The 20,228-nt window shown below is 31.5% G+C and carries 16 protein-coding genes; 5 read left to right on the top strand and 11 right to left on the bottom strand.

Translation table 11 applies throughout. The features are described 5' to 3' along the window. Window positions 1–46: 46 nt before the first annotated feature. From AMD28_RS04305 to AMD28_RS04275, 7 genes are all read right to left on the bottom strand, one after another. Window positions 47–1,336, bottom strand: a complete 1,290-nt coding sequence (locus AMD28_RS04305) for an HlyD family secretion protein (protein WP_055442928.1) — start codon at window positions 1,334–1,336, stop codon at window positions 47–49. Continuing rightward, window positions 1,336–3,528: a peptidase domain-containing ABC transporter gene (locus tag AMD28_RS04300; protein ID WP_055442927.1), complete on the bottom strand. Its 2,193-nt coding sequence runs from the start codon at window positions 3,526–3,528 to the stop codon at window positions 1,336–1,338. The genes AMD28_RS04305 and AMD28_RS04300 overlap by 1 nt, the downstream gene beginning before the upstream one ends. Window positions 3,529–3,659: 131 nt before the next feature. Beyond that, entirely contained in the window at window positions 3,660–3,824 is a 165-nt protein-coding gene (locus tag AMD28_RS18580) for a hypothetical protein (protein ID WP_161804615.1), read from the bottom strand. A 218-nt stretch (window positions 3,825–4,042) separates the two neighbouring features. Beyond that, entirely contained in the window at window positions 4,043–4,222 is a 180-nt protein-coding gene (locus AMD28_RS04290; RefSeq protein ID WP_055442925.1) for a hypothetical protein, read from the bottom strand. A 124-nt stretch (window positions 4,223–4,346) separates the two neighbouring features. Next, window positions 4,347–5,963 carry a vitamin K epoxide reductase family protein gene (locus tag AMD28_RS04285; protein ID WP_055442924.1) on the bottom strand — a complete coding sequence of 539 codons (1,617 nt, stop codon included), beginning with the start codon at window positions 5,961–5,963 and terminating at the stop codon, window positions 4,347–4,349. Window positions 5,964–6,004: 41 nt separating this feature from the next. Beyond that, on the bottom strand, window positions 6,005–8,503 hold the full coding sequence (locus AMD28_RS04280; protein WP_055442923.1) for a CHAT domain-containing protein: 2,499 nt from the start codon (window positions 8,501–8,503) through the stop codon (window positions 6,005–6,007). Between the two features lie 17 nt (window positions 8,504–8,520). Beyond that, window positions 8,521–9,147, bottom strand: a complete 627-nt coding sequence (locus AMD28_RS04275) for a hypothetical protein (RefSeq protein WP_152975541.1) — start codon at window positions 9,145–9,147, stop codon at window positions 8,521–8,523. Window positions 9,148–9,225: 78 nt separating this feature from the next. Between AMD28_RS04275 and AMD28_RS04270 the strand changes: the two genes are divergently transcribed. The 5 genes from AMD28_RS04270 to AMD28_RS04250 all read left to right on the top strand — a co-directional run bounded on the left by AMD28_RS04270 (window position 9,226) and on the right by AMD28_RS04250 (window position 14,584). Continuing rightward, window positions 9,226–9,789, top strand: a complete 564-nt coding sequence (locus AMD28_RS04270; RefSeq protein ID WP_055442921.1) for an RNA polymerase sigma factor — start codon at window positions 9,226–9,228, stop codon at window positions 9,787–9,789. Beyond that, window positions 9,786–10,589 carry a tetratricopeptide repeat protein gene (locus tag AMD28_RS04265; RefSeq protein ID WP_055442920.1) on the top strand — a complete coding sequence of 268 codons (804 nt, stop codon included), beginning with the start codon at window positions 9,786–9,788 and terminating at the stop codon, window positions 10,587–10,589. Before AMD28_RS04270 ends, AMD28_RS04265 begins: the two co-directional genes overlap by 4 nt. 205 nt (window positions 10,590–10,794) lie before the next feature. Continuing rightward, window positions 10,795–12,057 (top strand): DUF8202 domain-containing protein, encoded by a 1,263-nt coding sequence (locus AMD28_RS04260; RefSeq protein WP_055442919.1) that lies wholly within the window; start codon window positions 10,795–10,797, stop codon window positions 12,055–12,057. Window positions 12,058–12,248: 191 nt separating this feature from the next. Then, the gene (locus AMD28_RS04255) at window positions 12,249–13,778 is read left to right on the top strand and encodes a T9SS type A sorting domain-containing protein (protein WP_055442918.1); all 1,530 of its coding nucleotides are present in this window, start codon (window positions 12,249–12,251) and stop codon (window positions 13,776–13,778) included. Beyond that, window positions 13,778–14,584 (top strand): DNA/RNA non-specific endonuclease, encoded by an 807-nt coding sequence (locus AMD28_RS04250; protein WP_055442917.1) that lies wholly within the window; start codon window positions 13,778–13,780, stop codon window positions 14,582–14,584. The genes AMD28_RS04255 and AMD28_RS04250 overlap by 1 nt, the downstream gene beginning before the upstream one ends. Window positions 14,585–14,673: 89 nt before the next feature. Here the strand turns inward: AMD28_RS04250 and AMD28_RS04245 are convergent, their stop codons facing one another. From AMD28_RS04245 to gcvP, 4 genes are all read right to left on the bottom strand, one after another. Next, complete coding sequence (locus AMD28_RS04245) at window positions 14,674–15,522, bottom strand: glycosyltransferase family 2 protein (protein ID WP_055442916.1); 849 nt, start codon at window positions 15,520–15,522, stop codon at window positions 14,674–14,676. An 84-nt stretch (window positions 15,523–15,606) separates the two neighbouring features. Next, a complete protein-coding gene (locus tag AMD28_RS04240) occupies window positions 15,607–16,128 on the bottom strand; it encodes a class I SAM-dependent methyltransferase (protein ID WP_055442915.1) in 522 nt (173 codons plus the stop codon). Between the two features lie 49 nt (window positions 16,129–16,177). Next, window positions 16,178–17,236 (bottom strand): 3-oxoacyl-ACP synthase III family protein, encoded by a 1,059-nt coding sequence (locus tag AMD28_RS04235; protein ID WP_055442914.1) that lies wholly within the window; start codon window positions 17,234–17,236, stop codon window positions 16,178–16,180. 95 nt (window positions 17,237–17,331) lie between these two features. After that, a complete protein-coding gene (gene gcvP / locus AMD28_RS04230; RefSeq protein WP_055442913.1) occupies window positions 17,332–20,184 on the bottom strand; it encodes an aminomethyl-transferring glycine dehydrogenase in 2,853 nt (950 codons plus the stop codon). Window positions 20,185–20,228: the final 44 nt, after the last annotated feature.

The raw sequence follows: 20,228 nt of genomic DNA, 5'->3' as shown, positions 1-20,228 counted from the left end.
TTTAATGACACTCTAGGTTTGTGTCTATTCCTCGCGAGAGAATGTTTTATTTAAAAATGTCTTTTATTTGGTAAAAGAACCGGTCCATTAAGCGTAAGTCTTCGGTTATAATTTCTGCCGTACCAGACATTTCTTGTTTGAAGTCTATTGGTTTTTTATAAGAGGTTATTAAATGCTCTGGCAACTCAGCTAATACTATATAAAAACCTTCTTTATCAGCAACCAATGAGATGTGATTTACCTTGGCTTGCAGGGTTCCAAATTCAGCTTCGGGATAGTTTTCTAATTTAATATTGACGCTTTGTCCTACTTTTAACTTTCCAGAATTAGTAGCTGGTGTTTTTAATTTTGCAATAAATGTGGAGCTTTCTGTTGGGATAATAGTAAAAATCAGATCGTTTTGATTTACGGTTTGGTTTGTTCTCCAGTAATTAGAAAATGCTACTTTTCCATTTATATTCGATTTTAATACATATTGTGTTTCCCAATCTTTAACCGCTTTTTTAAGTTGCTTGAAAGATTGAATGACACTTTTTAATAGCATCATTTCTTCTTTGGTTCTATTTATTTCTGTGCCTTTAGAAGATTTGTTTCCATTACTAATAGATTCCCGTATTTGAGAAATGGAAGATTCAAAACTTTTTATGTTACCAACGGCTTGATGATATTCTATTTGTTTTTGATCTAAATCTAATTTAGATATTACTCCTTTATTAAATAACTTTTTGTTGCGTTCTAAGTCTATTTTTTTTAGACTTAATTCAGAACGATGTAAAGCTAATTGTTGGTTGGCATTTTGAAGTCTTCTATGTAATTCTGAAATAGAATTTTTATTAGCCATCGCTTCATTAGAGAAAGGTTTTAAATCTTTGTTTAATGTATATTGAAGGTAGCTGTTTTCAAATAAAGCATATTGTGTGTCAATATCTCCTAAAAACAAAACAGGTAATTCATGCACAGGGAAATTAAAAGATTTGGTATTCAGTTTTATAGTATCTATAATGGCTTTTAGTCTGTAAACATCTTCAAAGTTTGAGGTGTTTTCTATAATTGCTAAAGGACTGTTTTTAATAACCAAGTCATTTTCTTTTATTAAAATGGCTTCTAGTTTACCTGTACTTTGTGCAATTAGTTTTTCAGGTGGTATTTTAGTAGTCAATAATACTTCTGTGGCAATGACATCTGGATATTTTATAAGCCAGCTTAAACTAAAGAACAAAAGGATTAAACCTAAAAATAGAAGGTTGCCATAACGTATCATCCAATGAGGTACATAAGACAATATGTCTTGTACCTGCTCACTTCTTAATTCTATTTCTTCAAGTTTTTTTGACATTAATTCCCAAGTTCTAATTGGTTTTTAACCAGGTTGTAATAATTTCCTTTTTTAATTACTAATTCATTATGATTTCCTATTTCTACTATTTTTCCATTATCTAAAACTACAATTTGGTGTGCATTTTTAACAGTACTTAATCTGTGCGCAATCACGACTACGGTTTTGTCTTCAAAAAAAGTATCCAGATTTTCCATGATTACCTTTTCATTATTAGCATCTAAAGCAGAAGTTGCTTCATCAAAAAACAAATAATCCGGATTTTTGTAAACGGCTCTAGCAATAAATAAACGCTGCTTTTGTCCGGTACTTAAACCAGTACCTTCTGCACCTATTTTAGTGTTGTATGCTAGAGGTAAAGACTCTATGTACTCTCTAATATTAGCAACATCAATCGCGTGTGCTAGTCTTTTTTTATCTACAGTGTCTTCACCAATAGCAATATTATTTGCAATGGTGTCATTAAAAATATAACCTTCTTGCATCACCACGCCATAATGATCTCTCCATGATTTTTGAGAAACGTTTTGTAAAGACGACTGATTTATTAAAATGTCTCCTTCATTTGGTTTGTAATAGCCTAAAAGTAATTTCATTAAAGTGGTTTTTCCACTTCCGCTTGTACCAACAATTGCTGTTGTTTTATTAGCTGGAATACTAAGATTTAAGTCTTTTAATACTTCAATATCTGATCCTGTATACTTAAAGGTTAGATCTTTAATGGAGATTTTACCGCTTTTAGGAATGTCTTTTATTTTGTTTTGTGGATCCATTTCTTCGTTTTCCATATTATGGATTTCACTTAAACGATCTAATGATATTTTAGCATCTTGTAATTCTCTAACAAAACCTATAAGTTGCATAACAGGAGAATTTAATTGCCCTACGATGTATGAAATAGCCAACATCATACCTAAGGTGATTTCGCCATCTATTACTAGTTTGGCAGACAATATGGTGATGAAAATATTTTTTAATTCATTTATAAAAGAAGAACCTACACTTTGCGTTTGTTCTAATGCTAAACTTTTTATAGATACTTTAAAGAGTTTTGCTTGTGTATGCTCCCAAGCCCAGCGTTTTTGTTTTTCTGCATTATGCAGTTTAATATCTTGCATCCCGTTTATAAGCTCGATAACAGTACTTTGTTCTTGACTCATTGCGGAGAAACGCTTGTAGTCTAGAGTAGCACGCTTTTTTAGGAAAATCTTAATCCATAGAAAGTATAAAAAACTTCCAATTATAAAAATGGTGAAAATTTGTAAACTATAATAGCACAGTACAAAACTGAATACGATGAAGTTTACCATAGAAAACAATACGTTTAATGATGAGGTAGTTAGTATTTGCTCTATACGTTTATGGTCGTTAATACGTTGCATTAAATCTCCAGTCATTTTTACATCAAAATAGGAGATTGGAAGTAGCATTAATTTGATAAAGAAGTCAGAAATTAATGAAATATTTATCCTAGCACTAACGTGCAATAAAATCCAGCTTCTAATGATTTCAATTCCTGTTCTACCAATAAATAAGGCAATTTGCGCGAATAGGATTAAATAAATAAAGTTGAGGTCTCTGTTTTGTATACCAACATCTACAACACTTTGTGTTAAAAATGGTACAACTAATTGCAATAAACTTGCAGCTAGTAAACCAATACAAAGCTGTATAATAAAACTTTTGTATTTAAATAGGTATTTAGAAAGATACGTGAAGTTGAATTTTTGTTCTTCGTCTTCCTCAAATTCATTATTAAAAAATTTTGGTGTTGGGTCTAATAATAACGCAATACCTTCTTGTGTAGTTTCTGTTGCATTGTTGCCAATCCAAAATTTAAGAAATTCTTCTTTCGTATAATTTATTAAACCATGTCCAGGGTCTGAAATATATAAGGTGTTCTTTTTAATTTTATAAAGCACCACATAGTGATCCTTGTTCCAGTGTAGAATACAAGGTAGTGGTGCTTTTTTTAATTCCTCTAAAGTTAATTTAACGCCCAAACTTCTAAAACCAATAGTCTCACTAGCATCACTTAAATTAAGTAAACTACTACCTTCTCTGGTGGTTTCGCTAATATTTCTAAGCTGATTTACAGATAGTGTTTTGCCATAATGCTTAGCAATAATTTTTAAGCATGTTGGTCCACAATCTTTAGATTCTGCTTGTTTGTATGTTGGGAATTTTTTCAAAAAAAATGTAATTTTTTTAAAGTTAAATAGTACTAAAATTAGAGTTATTATAAATAAAGAGAGTGAGTTTGGTTTAAGCAAACTCGCTCTTTTTAAAAAATAATATTATTTATGATGTTTTGTTACTGGTTTTAGCATCTTTCTTTGCATTTATACCAGCCCTGTTCAGAGCCTTCGTAAGTGAGAAGACAAGGTACTTGACCATCGATACAAAGAATCATTTTTGGGTATCCACCATTAACTTCTTTTTGTTCTGCTTTTGATAAAGCTTTTCCTAAGTTTTTTAAATTTTTCATAATTAAAATGTCTAATAAATTATATCTCCTGTGAACATTAAAGACACTCACAGTTTGTGTCAATTCTTCTAGAGTTAATTTAATTCCCAACAAGCGTTAGCTTCTTTTTTACATGTTTTAAAATTGTTTGTATGTTGGAAATTTTTTCAAAGGCTTTCATTTAAATAATCATTCCTTAAATAGTACTATTTAAAGAATGGTATTAATATAAAATTGTACTATGCCAATCCGTTGCAAGCGTCTCTACAAACATTGCTTCCATTACCACAGGTGAATACCACTGTAGGCCAAGGACCACCCGTACATTGGCAGTAACCGCACCAAACTGGTCTACCTCCATTAACTTCTTTTTGTTCTGCTTTAGATAAAGCTTTTCCTAAGTTTTTTAAATTTTTCATAATAAAAATATTTAATAAATTATATTTGCCGTGAACATTAAAGACACTCACAGTTTGTGTCTATTCTTCGCGAGAGAAATATTGTTCAAAACGCAAAACCCTTTTCATTAAGGGTTTTGCTGTTTTATAGTGTTTTTTGTAATTGCGTTGCCTGCTCATTTGTAGCGCAAAACTCATTTAAATCTTCAATAAAAAAGGCTAAATCAGTTCTGTTATAGGCTTGTGGAAATGATTTTCCGTTTACTAAAATTTCTGGTGTAAAGTTGATGTTGTTATCTAAACACCAATTGTATTCTGCTTCAAGGATGTTTTTATACATTTCTGCATTGGCAGATTTTTTCCATGTAGCCAACCAAGATGTTGCATCTGCATTATTGTAAATGTCATGCATAGCTTCTAAGCATTTTAGTTCCCCTTCTGTATGAAATAACTCTAGCAATCTGCTAGAAACTAATACGCCATCGCTTTCTGCATTACTGGTGTTTATATTAAAGCGTATAGTGACATTGATCTCATTATGGTGTGTTTTTAAAATAGATGTAACCAAACTGTGCACGCTTTTGCAATGTCCGCAAAAAGGATTCGTGATTACTGTAATATTTAATGGCGCATTTTTGTTGCCAAATATTATTTCCGATGTTTCAGGAATTAATGTATTTATTGTTTCTTGTTTTTGCAGTAGCGTATTGAATAATTCAAAGTTTCGTTTAAACTTTGTAGATTCTATTTTTAGAGTATTTAATTCTTGTTGTTGTTTTAGTTTAGAACTAATAAATAACCAAATGGAAGCGATAGTAATAAAAGAGAAACCAATTAGTAAAACAGATTGAAAGCTTAGACTAGTGATAGTAGCACCTGTGATAAAGAAAACAGTAGCTTGTAATACTAAAATGGAAGCAATACCCAAACATAAAACACACCAGTTTTTAGACACTTTCAATTGATAATAAATGGAATATGCAACTATAGGTGAAGCAGCTAAACTTATAAAGTATAGTATATTTAATGATGTTTTTGTGATGCTTAATAATAGACAAGAAATACTAATGGCTATAAAATAAATAAGGCTTACATCACTTAGTTTTATGTTTTTGTAAAGTGTAGCTCCTTTGGAGTTTAAAACCGCATTACAATTAGTTATTTTGCTTTCTTGAGAGCAAATACTTTCTACTATTTTGGAGCTTAATCCTAAATCATGCTGAATGATCAAAAAGCTTATTCCAGCACCTATTAATGATAAAATAAAATAAATGGAGGTGCTTAAGCTTGGGTTTGAAATGAAAAACAATAGAGTGAATAATACTAGTGAGATAGCAACTAATGGTTTTTGAATGTTGCTCGTGTTTTCTTGGTCTGTAGTTTTTGTTTCGTCCTTTTCAACAGCAGCTATAATTCCTGTAAACTGCTTTAAAAATGCTGCTTCAGAAATAGTTTCGTTTTCTTTATTATTATATATGGTTTTGTAGTTTTTTCCTTTTTTTACTACTAAAGCAAAATCTGTAACCTCGTTACGTTTAATTTGTGCTATAAAACTAGGAGGTAGTTGTTCTAGAGTTTCTTTATCTACGGGAACTCTAATAGCCGTATTTTCAATGTCAAAATGACTTAATACTCCTGTTATTGCATGTAAACTAGGGTATGAAGGATGGCTTTGGATTTGAAAATCTAATTCTTCTCCATCAATTTTGATTTTGTTTTTTTGAAGAAGCGATTGTACTAAAAAGGATAAAGTGTCTTTCAAAATAATTAAGAATTAGTTGTTTTCTTAATTGTTCTAGAAGTTTAAGATTTGTTACCCACGATTTTTAATTTTTTTAGAATAAAAAATAAGAATATGAATAGTGAAACACTTAAAATAATGTAATACAGTGGGTTGTTGCTTAAATGTATTGCGGAATTATCACCAATTAAAATTAAAGAAGACCAATAATATGGCGAAACTTCACTTAAACTATGTGTATTTAGGTACTCTAATTTCGCTTGTCTTAAAGCTTGGCTTTTAGAACTCCCTTTTTTTAAGTATTTGTAAAAAGAGGTTGTGATCTCTTGTGTAGATTTATCATTAACATTCCATAAAGAAGAGATTACGCTGTTTGCTCCAGAATAAAAGAAACCTCTTGCTAAGCTATAAACACCTTCCCCAGATTTAATTTCACCTAAAGAACTGTTGCAAGAGTTTAAATAGACTAATTCCGCTTGATTTTTATAGGTGTAAAGTTCATGTAAAAACAGTTTGTTGTTTTTAAAACCTATCCAAGGGTTTTCAATTTCGTTGGAATGCGTTGCTAAATGTATAATTTTACTAGAACTACTGTTCTTGAAAAAAGATTGTTTAGTTGCTAATTCTTTTACATAATTTTTACCGCCAATTTCATCTTCTATTTTGGTAACCTCCTCCAGCGTATTAGGTAGTGTGTTTAGGTTTTCATAATTAAAAGTTACAGGAGCATAACCAACATAGTCTGTTGTTGCATTTCTCTTCATATTGGAATTCTCTATAAGATATGACATGGAGTAGGCATAATGAATATCATGAGTTTCAATAAAATACTTGGTTGTATTGTTTTCGACTATAAGTGATTCAAAAGGAATACTTTGTAAATCACTATCTGGAAAAATAACCAGGTTCGTATTCTTTTTAATAATTTTATTTATTTCTCTATCCGGAAATAAAGATTGATAAAGATTGAAAGAAGTCTTTTTAAAACTTTGTAAATCTTCATTTGTTGTAAGTGGTTTCTTTAAGTAAGAAATATATGCTGTGACTAAAGAATCCATTTTATTTAAACCATCTATTTTGTAAATAGCAGTTGTGTCCTTAGCTATAACTAAACCGTATAATGCATCAAATTGATTTTCTTCTTTTTCCCAAATAAAGGAAAGGTAGGTTGTATTAGGCTTTATTTGTTTTTTAATTTGGTTTAAGGAATACGTGTTTTTACTTTGTTTTAATTTATAAACCTCCGGAAACTCTTTTTTTAAAGAATCTGTAAATTGGCTTAATTCTAATTTCTTTTTAAGAAAGATATCTTGAAGATATTGTTTGTTAGAACTAGTTGTTAGATTGTAAAAAGAATCTTTTTCTTTTTTTAACTTCAATTCTTTTAAAAGTAAATTTTCAGGTAGTGTTTTCTTTAACTTATTTTCTATCGTGTAATCTAGTAATAGATTAGACTTGCTTTTTTCAATAAAATAAACGGCTTCTTCTGGTAAATTTAATTTGAAACATGCAGTAGTTCCTAAATTGTAAAATGAGGCAGCTTCCTTTTTCCAATAAAATTGAGACTCTTCATCATTTACTTGATGAAAACAAGTGTCTAAAATTTGATCAGCAAGATAAATAGTTTTAAGAGCTTTATTTAGATGTTCCTTGTTTTTAGATTGTTTAGATAGTTTTATCCAAGCATATATTTTTTCATATAGAATAAGTAATGCCTCTTTTTGATGGTTTTTTTTAATTTGACCTATTTTTGGTAGATCGGTATTTGTTCTTAACTTAACTGATGTTAAGTCTTCTAAAGCCTTGTTGTGGAAGTTTAAAGCGTCTTCTAGGTTGCCTTGAAGATAATTCACTACGCCTATATTCTTATAAGTTTTGTAATAGTTTTGATTACTGTACTCTAATACTTTAAAATAAGATTTTTTTGTTATTTCAAGATTCTCTTTTGAGGTTCCAATCCCTTCATAAGTTAATAAGGCTTTGTTGAGATATGTAATACGGGTTTTTTCATCATCCTTTAATGAAAGTGCGACTTTTAAAGCTTTTTCATGATTAATCTTAGAATTAGGTAAGTCATTTAAGAATAGATAGAATATTCCTAGATTATTATGTATTCTCCATAAATATGAATCGTCAAGGTTCTTGTTGTTTACTATTAATTTTGCCTCTAATAATTCTTCAATTGCTGACTTGTACAGCTCTTTTTTTTCATATGAAATGTAAATTTTAGAAATTATTAAATAATTATCTATTACTTTTTCAGCATCATTTTTGTTGAGGTTAATGATTTTTTTATACCATAATATAGCATTGTTATAGTCTCCTAATTTTAGAAAAGAATCTGCTAAATAACTAATGTATTTGTTCTCTCTGTTTTTTGATAAATTTTTATTTGTATTAAAAAGAGTGGTGCATTCCTGCACCACTCTTTTGTATTCTTTTCCTAGGAAAAGAGAATCTATATTTGCTTCTTTTTTTGTGATTATTAAATCATTATTTTGACAAAAACTATTAGAATAGTTGAATAAAAATATTGATAAAAATAAAAAAAGATAACGCATAGGTGTTTTAATAATTACTATAAAAATTCATAAGTAAAATCATCATTACCAAGATCAACACCACCTCCGGTAACCCCCATCTTACAACAACCTTTCATTGTCCAGATTTCGCAACCGTTAGAAACCTCTTGTATTAATATTAAATTTTCATTAATCATATTGTCATTTCTAATTGCTTGTTTGTTTGCTTCACTTAGATTAGAGTTATAGCATACTGTTGCCTTTGAGAATGCTTCAATCTCACTTAATTTTACGGTTGTATATGCGTCACATAAATAATCTTGTATGGAATCAAGAATTTGGTTCGTTATTTTTAATAAATCACTATCCTCACTAAGCTCTTTAAATACTATATTTGGATTGATTTCTAAAAGCTGATTTCTAATAATAGCTCTTCTTGCTTGATAATTTGAAGAAGTAGTGTTTGTGTTAATAGGGGTATAATCTATATTGACTGTAATAGGTTTTTGTGGATTATAATAGGTATTTGTTGCTAGTACGTTATATAACGGGCAAATTTTTAGAAGTCTTGAGTTTGTATGAGTTTCACTTGCTTCTATAGAATCTTTTTCTTGGTCTACTGTACATCCAATAAAAAGTAATACTGTTAGGGTTAAAGCTAATTTTAATGTTTTTGTCATCATAATGTGAAGTGTTTTTAATACTCGTTCATAAATATATATATTTGTTACCCAATAATTAATTTTTTTTCAAACAATTAAATGAAAGACCCTAATTACTTTATCACTGGACTAAAAACAAAGAATGAGAAAGTGATCTTAGAAATCTACCAAAAGGTTTTTCCTAACATTAAACATTTTGTATTGCAAAACAAAGGGCAGCAAGCCGATGCAGAAGATGTTTTTCAAAAAGCATTACTGCAAATTATGACACGTGTTGCTGTAAAATCTTTTGAAATCAACTCTTCTTTTGAAGCATATCTCTTTGTTGCATGCAAGAATTTATGGCGTCGTGAATTAAATAAAAGAAAAAGATTGGTAACAAATGATACTTTTAAGGAACAAGGAAGTGAAGCGCGTGAATTAGCAAGTAGTATTTTAGAGCAAGAACGTTGGGAATTTTTTCAAGAAAAACTTGAAGAAGTCTCCGGAAACTGTAAAGAAATTTTAAAACGATTTTTTAATAAAATGCCTTATAAAAAAATTGCAGAAGAATTAGACTATAATAGTGAGTCTGTAGTGAGACAACGTGTTTTTAAGTGTAAAAATAAATTAACCGAAACGATTAAAAAAGACGTACGATTTAAAGAATTAAAAGAATTATGAGCCTGTCTGAAAACCTACAAAACCAAGCAGATGATTATCTAACAGATAAGCTATCTGTAGATGCTAAAAAAGCATTCGAACTGCTTTTACAAGATAATCAAGAATTAGTAGATTACATTTCTGTTAACAAAGAAATGCAAGCGCATTATAATGAAGAAGATTGGTCTTTTGCAGATAAGGATGCAGAAGTAGAAGGGCTGGAGAGTTATTTAAAAAGTGACGATGCTAAAGCCTTAAAAGCTTCTATAAAAAAGGTAAATGATCGTTTTGTAAAAGAAAGCCCTTCCAATAAAAAAAACTACTTTTCTTATTTGGCAATTGCAGCCTCCGTAGTCTTTTTAATTGGCTATTTTGTTTTTAATGATTCTGCCAGTAATTTAGAATTATATGAGAATTATAACTCTTGGCAAGAATTACCTTCCCTAATAAGTAGAGGGGATGTTGAGGATACAACCTTAGCAGAAGCTGAAAATGCTTTTGTAAATAAAAACTACGAAAAAGCACATCTGTTTTTTGATGCTTATATACAAAACAGCTATACTGTTGCAGGTACAGTTCTATTATATCAAGGTATTGTCTTCTTGGAATTAAATGAATATAATAATGCGCTTACTACATTTAATGAACTTATAGAAAGTAATAGTCTCGATAATTCCAAAGGATATTGGTATAAAGCGCTAACCTATTTAAAAATGGATGATACCGACGCTGCTATTGCAACATTAAATGTTTTAGTTAGCGATACCTCAAATTATAATTATAGTAAAGCCCAAGAATTATTAGAAAAACTTCGAGACTAAACGAAATATTTAAATAAAAAAGCCTTTCCAAATCTGGAAAGGCTTTTTTATTAGAAATAAATGCCTATTAAACATATAAAGAAGGACTGTGAGTTCCAATCATCGGCTATACATATCATCTTAGCGAATAAGATCTAAGAGCACTGTTAAATGATTTTTAATAGTGGTTTTGTTACCTACCTTTGCAGCCCCTAAGATTTATAGCATGTTTAAAAAAAACCTATTAGCAATAAAGCTTTTTGCTTTATTGTGCCCTATTTATATATTTTCGCAATCTGGCCCAGGTGGCGTTGGTAATACATCAACTAATGGCCTTTGGTTAAAAGTGGATGATTTAAAATTATTGGATGGAGAAGTCGTTTCTAATTGGCGAGATGCTTCCGGTAATAATAACGATGCGAATCAAACGATTACAGGTGAACAACCATCTTTTATCAGCAACTCTTCTTTAAATAATTACCCTAGTGTAGATTTTAATGGGGTTAGAGATTGGTTAAAAGTAGATGATGCCGATATTTTAGATGGGACTACTGCAATTACTTATTTTTCAGTTTTTAAACCAAAAGGCCTTTATTCCAGTAATAATGTACACGCGATATTAGGTAAAAGACTTACTTATTCTGTAAGTGCGAATTATGCGTATACCTTTTTTCTTTATAACAATAAACTTACAACCGATATTGTAAATTCAAATAACCGTTATAACAGTTCAGCATCTTTTTCTAATGATGAGAATTATATTTTGAGTTTTGATTTTGATGGAAGCAACCCCATTAATTCAAGAAGCTCTATGTCTCGTAATGGTAGCGTTCTATTAACAGCAAGAGAAAATAGTACGAGTATTATAAATTCAAATCAGCCTTTAACCATTGGAACGATGAATGTAGATTATAATCGTTATTCTAAAGGAGAAATGTCAGAGCTTATTCATTTTAATTATAAGCTGAATAAGGCCGAAACTATAATTGTAAATAATTATTTATCAGCAAAATATAATATCGCTTTAACAGCTAGTAATTTTTACACTAACGATAATATTGCTAATGGTGATTTTGATCATCATGTAGCAGGAATCGGGCAAGCTTCAGATGGTAGTAATCATTCCGATTCTCAAGGATCAGGAATTGTTAGAATAAATGCACCTTCTGCTTTATCTAATGGAGATTATTTATTTTGGGGAGAAGACAAAAAGGATCCTTCCTATAATTTTGTTACAGAAACAGTAAATTATAGAGAGCAACTAGATTCAAAATGGCGCGTGAGTAAAATTGGAAACCTGGGAACTGTAAATATGAGTTTTGATATTTCCGCTTTAGATTTAACAGCTAAACAAAGTTGCCAACCTTTACAATTAATTGTAGATAGTAATAGCGCTTTTTCTACAGCAACTAGTTATGATTTAACCATTTCAGGATCTACAGCAACCATTCAGGAGTTTCTTTTTCTGATGGAGATTATTTTACATTAAGTTATTTAGACCAAATTGTTTGGGATGGGACTTCTTATTTTAACGGGTCTGGTATAGGTGATGCACCAGATGCATCAGATTCCTGTTTAAAATTAACGGTAAAATCTGGAGCAATAGGCATTTTAAATGAAGCAGGATATGTTAGAGAAGTTCAAGTAGAATTAGGTGCAACATTACAGGTTAACGATGGTGTGCTATTAGAAGTTGAAAATGGGATATGGAATAATGGAACAATTACGTTTGTAGATGAAGCGCAACTAATTCAAAAGCATACAGGAACCTCTTTAAATTCGGGAAGTGGTGATTTAACCATTACACAGGAAGGTTCTAATAATTTATATAATTATAATTATTGGAGTGCTCCGGTGCATAGAAATGGTAATTGGCAAGTAAATTATTTAGAAACAGAGACAGGGTCTATTGGATTTACAACAAACAAGAATGCTAATCCATTGGCTAGTCCTATGGAATGGAGTAGTCGCTGGTTGTATACTTTTAATGGCTTAGCTGATGCGTATGCAGATTGGCATGGTGTTTCTCCAACAACTCCAATTATACCAGGTCTTGGTTATACCATGAAAGGTTCTGGAAACCTATCTGTTTTAGATCAAAAATATGTTTTTAAAGGTATCGCAAACGATGGCGATATATTTATAGATGTATTAGCAGGGGATGAAATTTTAGTAGGAAATCCATTTCCTTCCGCATTAGATGCCGTTCGATTTATTAATGATAACCTTTCTGTAATAGATGGTTCGCTTTATTTTTATGAGCAATTTACTTCAAATGATACACATGTTTTAAACCAATATCAAGGTGGTTATGCAACCTACAATTTATTAGGGTCTGTTGGTATTCCTGTACCAGTAAATGGAGGAGTATCCTCAAAAGGAGGTCCTAAAGATTATATTCCTGTAGGACAGAGCTTTTTTGTAAAAGCGCATACAGCTGGTAGAATTGTCTTTAAAAATAACCAAAGGGCCTTTAAAAAAGAATCTTTAGGAGAAAGTGTTTTTTATAGAACATCTGATGAAACAACAACAGATACTCGAATTAAATATTGGCTTGCATTTAGAGATGCAGCTAGTAACGAGTCTACCATTGCTTTAGGATATGATACGAATGCGAATGCTGGTTTTAATCATGGTTACGATAGTAGAACGTTTAATGAGCTTTCCAATGAGATTTATTGGGCAATTACAGATGAAGAGTTATGTATTCAAGCGCTTAATAGTTTTGATGTATTAGATGAAATACCTTTAGGAATCCATATTACCGATTCTGGTACTTATACTTTTGAGATTACAGAAACTCTAAATTTTCCGGAAAGTGAAACTATTTATTTGAAAGATAATCAGACAAATATGTTTTATGATATAATGGGTAATGGGATAACTTTAAATTTAAATAGTAGTGTAGATGTATCTCGTTTTTCAATAGTTTATCAAAAAGGACAAGTTTTGTCTTCACAAGATTTGAATGCGAATCCAGTTTCTGTTTTTTATAATATAGAAAAAGAAACATTAGTGTTACATGGTGTTGAAAATTTAAATGAGATTCAAAGCTTGAATATTTATAATCTGTTAGGACAAAATATACAATCTTTAAATAATGTGAATTCTAAAAATGTAGATCTTTCCTTTTTAAATTCAGGAATATATATTGCAGAAATTACGGATAAATCTAATAAAAAGATAAAGCTTAAATTTGTAAAACCTTAATGGCTAATAAAAAAATATATTCTGTAATTGCTATCCTAATCCTTGTTGGAGTTTATGGATACGATGCTTATTTCGATAATGAAATTAAAGTTGGCATCATTGAACAAGGAGGTACAGTAAAAACAAATACCAACGAATATTTTTTACCAACAAGTACCACCGGACAGATAGTACATCATGAAGGGTATAGTTTAAGTTATAGTGAACCCCATGAACAAGCAGAATGGGTAGCTTATGAACTTAAGAAATCACATTTAAGTAGTGCTAATTTTAAACGTCCTTATTTTGAAGTGGATAACGCTGTGAAAACCGGAGCTGCACATTGGCGAAATTATAAGCAATCTGGTTATGATCGCGGACATCTTTGTCCTGCAGGAGATAGAAAATATAGTAAATCTGCACATGACGAAACTTTTTTAACAAGTAATATTTCTCCGCAAAAACACGATTTTAATGCTGGTGTTTGGAATCGATTAGAGCAGAAAACACGGTATTGGGCAAGTAAGTACAATGGCGTTTTTGTGGTGTCTGGCGGAATTTTAAAAGGAAATATGAAAACCATAGGTACCGAAAAAGTATCCGTGCCAAATCAGTTTTATAAGGTGTTGATAGATAACAATTCTGGTAAAACGAAAGTGATTGCATTTTTAATGAATCATAAGGAGTCTAAAGAGCCGCTATATAAGTTTGTCGTTTCTGTAGATGAGGTAGAAGCATTAACCGGAATTGATTTCTTTTCCGAATTGGATGATACTGTAGAAAATAAATTAGAAGCTTCCGCAGATTATAAAAATTGGAGTTTCTAAATAGTAGTTTTTTATTTCCGTGAAGACGGAAATCTCTCTTTTTTTCGATTGTATAAGACAATGGCGTAGTGTTGGAATTTGGAATTTAATTATTTCCATTTATCAAGCATTCCTTCCCAACGTAATTTTCTAATAAAAGTACCTTGATCTTGGGAAACTAGATAGTCTGTTTTGTTACTTTTTGCCTTAAAATAGCCAGACATGTAGTCTTTAAATAAAGTAGAACTTCGCTTTTTATACGCTAGTTTTAATGCCGAAATTAAGGTGATTATAAATCCGTAACGCATTTTATACATCGCTTCTCCTTGCATGTGTTTGGATGCTTTGTTATAGCTTATTCCTGTAGGTTTTAGATGTTTTACGTGCAGGGTTTCGTCGGTTAAAAGTTCCCAATCGTAATATTTAGCTAATAATTCGTCCACAGTATCCCAACCCATAGAAGGTTTTAGTTTTCCTATTTGCTCAAAACACGCTTTTTTATAGGCTTTTAAAGCGCCACGAATATGATCTTTTCGTGTTAAGTTTTCTAATACCCATTGGTTGTCTTTTTCAATATAGCAGAAGCCAGCAGCCATTCCTAACTTCTTATTCCTATTAAAATGTGAAGCTAATTTTTCTAAATAATTATTCGGAAAGATTAAATCGGCATCAAATTTACAAATCACATCATAGTTGGTATCTAGAATTTCTAAGCCTTTGTAAAACGCATTGATGATTTTAGTTCCTGGTAAATGCTCGTTAGAAGAATTAATGTTTACAAGAGAAATCCAACTGTACTTCGATAAATAATACGAAACTATCTTTTGGGTTTTATCTGTAGAATTATCATTTACAATCACAAGTTGCTTTGGACGTAGCGTTTGATTGACCAAAGAAACGATAGTTTTTTCTATAAACTTTTCTTCGTTATGCGCAGGAATGATAATGGAAATGTTCATGAAAACAAATTACAATATTAAAAACTCAAATTCCAAAACCAACCGAGTAAGTTTTTGGTATTTGTTATTTAGTTTTTTGAAATCTTATACGCGTTCTGCGTATATTATATAATATCTAGGAGTAAACCATCTTAGTATTGGTCTAATCCCAATTTTTTTGGTAGGATTAGTCCATTTTTGTCTATCTATTATTTTCCAGCCTGTTTTTTCTAATAACCAATCTAATTGCCAATCTTCAAACTCATGGTAATGTCTGTCCCATGTATCTGTTTTGCTTCGGTAAGCAGGAGAAAACCATAATCGAAGCGGAACGCTTATTACTAGTTTATCTGCTTTTATAGCTTGTAAAACGGTAAAAGGAGAGAGTAGGTGTTCAAAAATTTCGAAAGCCGTTACAACGGTTGCTTCCGAGTTTTGTATGGTTGTCGTATTCGTATCCAAGTCTTCCCCTTTGGTGTTTTTCACAGAAAAACCATTGTCCTTTAAGATTTTGGTAAACGGATTTTCGACTCCTAAATCTAAAATAGCTTCCGATTTAGAAATGTGTTTTTCTAAAAACTGATAGGTAAGTTTGTAGCGTTTATGCGGGAATGTTTGTTCGTACATATTTATTTTCCGCGAAAGCGAAAACCTTTTAAAGTCAGTGATTTAATAACTAGTGCTTATAAACTATGGCATTAATATTCATACCTGCACCAACACTTGCAAACATAATAACATCTCCTTTTTTAATTTCTTGATTTTCAAGTTTTCCTTTTAAAATCATATCATATAAAGTAGGAACCGTTGCTACGCTAGAATTACCAAGCATACCAATAGACATAGGCATAATGCCTTCTGGCATTTCCATATCATGAAGTTTGTAAAAACGCTTTACAATGGCTTCATCCATTTTTTCATTTGCTTGATGGATTAGTATTTTTTTAACGTCGCCTATAACATATCCGCTTTTGTCTAAACACGATTTTAAAGCTAAAGGAACATTGGTAAGCGCGAATTCATAAATCTTTCGCCCATACATTTTAATGTATTTACGTTGGCTAGCAGTTTCTGGTTTATTGGTTTTTCCAAAATAGATGAAATGTGCTTCGTCTAATGCAAAAGTTGCAGTTTCATGGCTAATAATACCACCTTCTTCTGCGGTTTCTTCTATAATAACAGCTCCTGCACCATCACTATAAATCATAGAATCGCGATCGTGTTCATCTACCACTCTCGATAGGGTTTCCGATCCGATAACCAAACAGCGTTTTGCTAATCCGGATTTAATAAATGCATTGGCTTGAATCACACCTTCAATCCAACCCGGACAACCAAAAAGTAGATCGTACCCAACACATCTTGGGTTTTTAATTTGTAACAAGTGCTTTACACGAGATGCAATACTTGGTACGGTATCACTTTGCGCTGTGTTATGTTTTATATCACCATAATTATGGGCAACAATAATATAATCTAATGTTTCTTTATCAATTTTGGCGTCTGCAATTGCTTTTTCTGCAGCATAAAAAGCTATGTCCGAATTATTTAATTCTGGTTTTACATAGCGTCTTTCTTCAATTCCTGTTATCGCTTTAAATTTATGTACGATAACTTCATTTGTACTATTAATTTTAGAACCATCCGCATTTAAAAATTCATGATTATAAAAATCTTCATTTTTTTCTATAGTGCTTGGTATATAACTTCCTGTTCCGGTAATTTTGATATTCATAAAAAAAAGGATTGCCTTTAATTGTTTATCTGCTAAGATAAGCAGTAAAAACTAAAGGCAATTTTATTTAATTAATTATTTACGATGTTCAACCTTTAGTTTGCGTCCATATATGCCTCAATAGGAGCACATGTACAGATTAAATTACGGTCTCCGTACGCATCATCAACACGTCTTACGCTAGGCCAAAATTTATTGTCATGTACGTATTCTAAAGGATATGCAGCAGTGTCTCTACTATATGGGAAATCCCAATTATTAGCAGTAACCATTGCCATGGTATGTGGTGCATTTTTTAAAGGATTGTTTGTATCCTCTTTGGTTGCTAGGTTTATTTCTTTTCTAATAGAAATCATAGCATCACAAAAACGATCAATTTCTTGTTTGCTTTCACTTTCTGTAGGCTCAATCATTAAAGTTCCTGCTACAGGGAAAGATACTGTTGGCGCATGAAAACCATAATCCATTAAACGTTTTGCAATATCTGTAACCTCAATACCATTTGCTTTAAAAGCACGACAGTCTACAATCATTTCATGTGCTGCACGACCACGTTCACCAGAGTATAAAGTGTCAAAATGACCTTCTAATCTTGTTTTGATGTAGTTTGCATTTAATATTGCAATTTTTGTAGATGCTGTTAATCCTTTTGCACCTAGCATTTTTATGTAACCATAAGAGATTAAACATGCTAAAGCAGAACCAAAAGGAGCAGAGGAGATGGCTGTAATAGCATCTTTTCCTCCCGTTTTAATTATAGGGTTTCCTGGTAAAAAAGGAGCCAATTGTTTTGCAACGCAAATTGGTCCAACTCCAGGTCCTCCACCGCCATGAGGAATAGCAAAGGTTTTGTGTAAGTTTAAGTGACAAACATCTGCGCCAATATTTCCAGGATTGGTTAATCCTACTTGTGCATTCATATTTGCACCATCCATATAAACTTGTCCGCCATTATCATGAATAATTTTGGTGATTTCTTTTATGGAAGCTTCGTAAACACCATGTGTAGAAGGGTAGGTTACCATTAAACACGATAAATTATCTTTGTGTAAAATTGCTTTTTCACGTAAATCTTCGACATCGATATTACCTTCGTCTGTAGATTTAGTAACTACCACTTTCATTCCTGCCATTACCGCACTTGCTGGATTTGTACCATGTGCAGAACTAGGAATTAAGCAAATATTTCTATGATGATCTTTACGAGACTCATGATATGCTTTAATAACCATTAGGCCTGCAAATTCTCCTTGTGCACCAGAATTTGGTTGTAAAGATGTTGCAGCGAAACCAGTGATTTCTGTAAGTTGGTCTTCTAATTCTTTTAAAATAGTTGCATAACCTCTAGCTTGTTTTAATGGCACAAAAGGATGAATACTTCCCCATTCTGACTGGCTTAAAGGTAGCATTTCTGCTGCTGCATTTAATTTCATAGTACAAGAACCAAGTGAAATCATAGAATGATTTAACGATAAATCTTTACGTTCTAGTCTTTTAATGTATCGCATTAATTCGGTTTCCGAATGGTACGAATTAAAAATATCTAGTGTTAAGAAATCGGTAGTTCTTTGAAGTTCTTTATCGATATTATTTACTTCTGAAAAAGAAGAAATAGTAAATGCTTTTTTACCTGCAACTTTAGCGAAAATAGAAATGATCTCATTTATATCTCTAACCGAAGTCGTTTCGTTTATAGAAATAGTAACTGTTTCCTTATCTGGATAAAAGAAGTTTACTTTTTTGTCTTTTGCAATTTTCTTTACTTTTTTAGCTTTGGTTTTAATCTGAAGCGTATCAAAGTAAGAAGTATTGGTTTGTTTAAAACCTAGTTTTTCTAGAGCTTCTGCTAGTGAGGAAGCTGCACTATGTACTTGGTTTGCTATAAATTGTAAACCTTTAGGTCCATGATATACAGCATACATTCCGGCCATAACCGCTAATAATACTTGTGCGGTACAAATATTAGATGTTGCTCTATCTCTTTTTATATGTTGTTCTCTAGTTTGTAAAGCCATACGTAACGCTCTATTACCATTTACATCTTTGGTAACACCAATGATACGTCCAGGAATATCACGTTTGTACATCTCTTTAGTGGCAAAATATGCTGCATGTGGTCCACCATAACCCATTGGTATTCCAAAACGTTGTGTGGTTCCAACTACTACATCTGCACCAAATTTACCAGGAGCTTCTAGTTTTACTAAGCTTAAAATGTCTGCAGCAACAGCCACTTTAATTTGTGCTTCGTTAGCTTTAGTTATAAAAGATTTAATATCAGATACTTGTCCATTTTTTCCAGGATATTGTAAGATTGCTCCAAAGAATTCCGAAGAAAAATCAAAAGTATTTTCATCTCCAATAACTAGTTCTACACCAATAGGATTGGATCTGGTTTGTAATAGAGAAAGTGTTTGCGGTAAAATGTTTTCAGAAACAAAAAACTTATTTATTCCTGCTTTTTTTTGCGCTCGTTCTCTAACAGAAAATAGTAAGCTCATAGCTTCAGCAGCAGCAGTACTTTCATCTAAAAGCGATGCGTTTGCCAGTTCCATTCCTGTTAGGTCTGTAATCATGGTTTGGTAATTTAGAAGTGCTTCTAAACGACCTTGCGCAATTTCCGCTTGATACGGTGTGTACGCAGTATACCAACCCGGATTTTCTAAAATGTTACGTTGTATTACTGCTGGTAAAATGGTTGGGTGGTATCCTAAACCAATATATGTTTTGTATACTTTGTTTTTTTTAGCAACCTTATTTAGGTATACTAAATATTCTTGCTCACTCATGGCTTCTGCAAGATCTAGATCTTTTTGTAATCTAATATCATCCGGAATGGTTTCGTAGATAAGTTGGTCTAAACTATCTACACCAATGGTTTTTAGCATTTGTTTTTGGTCTTCTTCTCTAGGACCAATATGACGAAGTGCAAAGGTGTTTGTATTCATTCTTAAATAGTTGTGTTATATTCTCACTTTCGTGAGAATGAGAT

Origin of the sequence: Lacinutrix himadriensis (assembly GCF_001418105.1) — a bacterium.
Taxonomy (GTDB): domain Bacteria; phylum Bacteroidota; class Bacteroidia; order Flavobacteriales; family Flavobacteriaceae; genus Oceanihabitans; species Oceanihabitans himadriense.
Note: the sequence above shows the minus strand (reverse complement) of the source record. Positions and strands in the feature narration are given on the sequence as shown.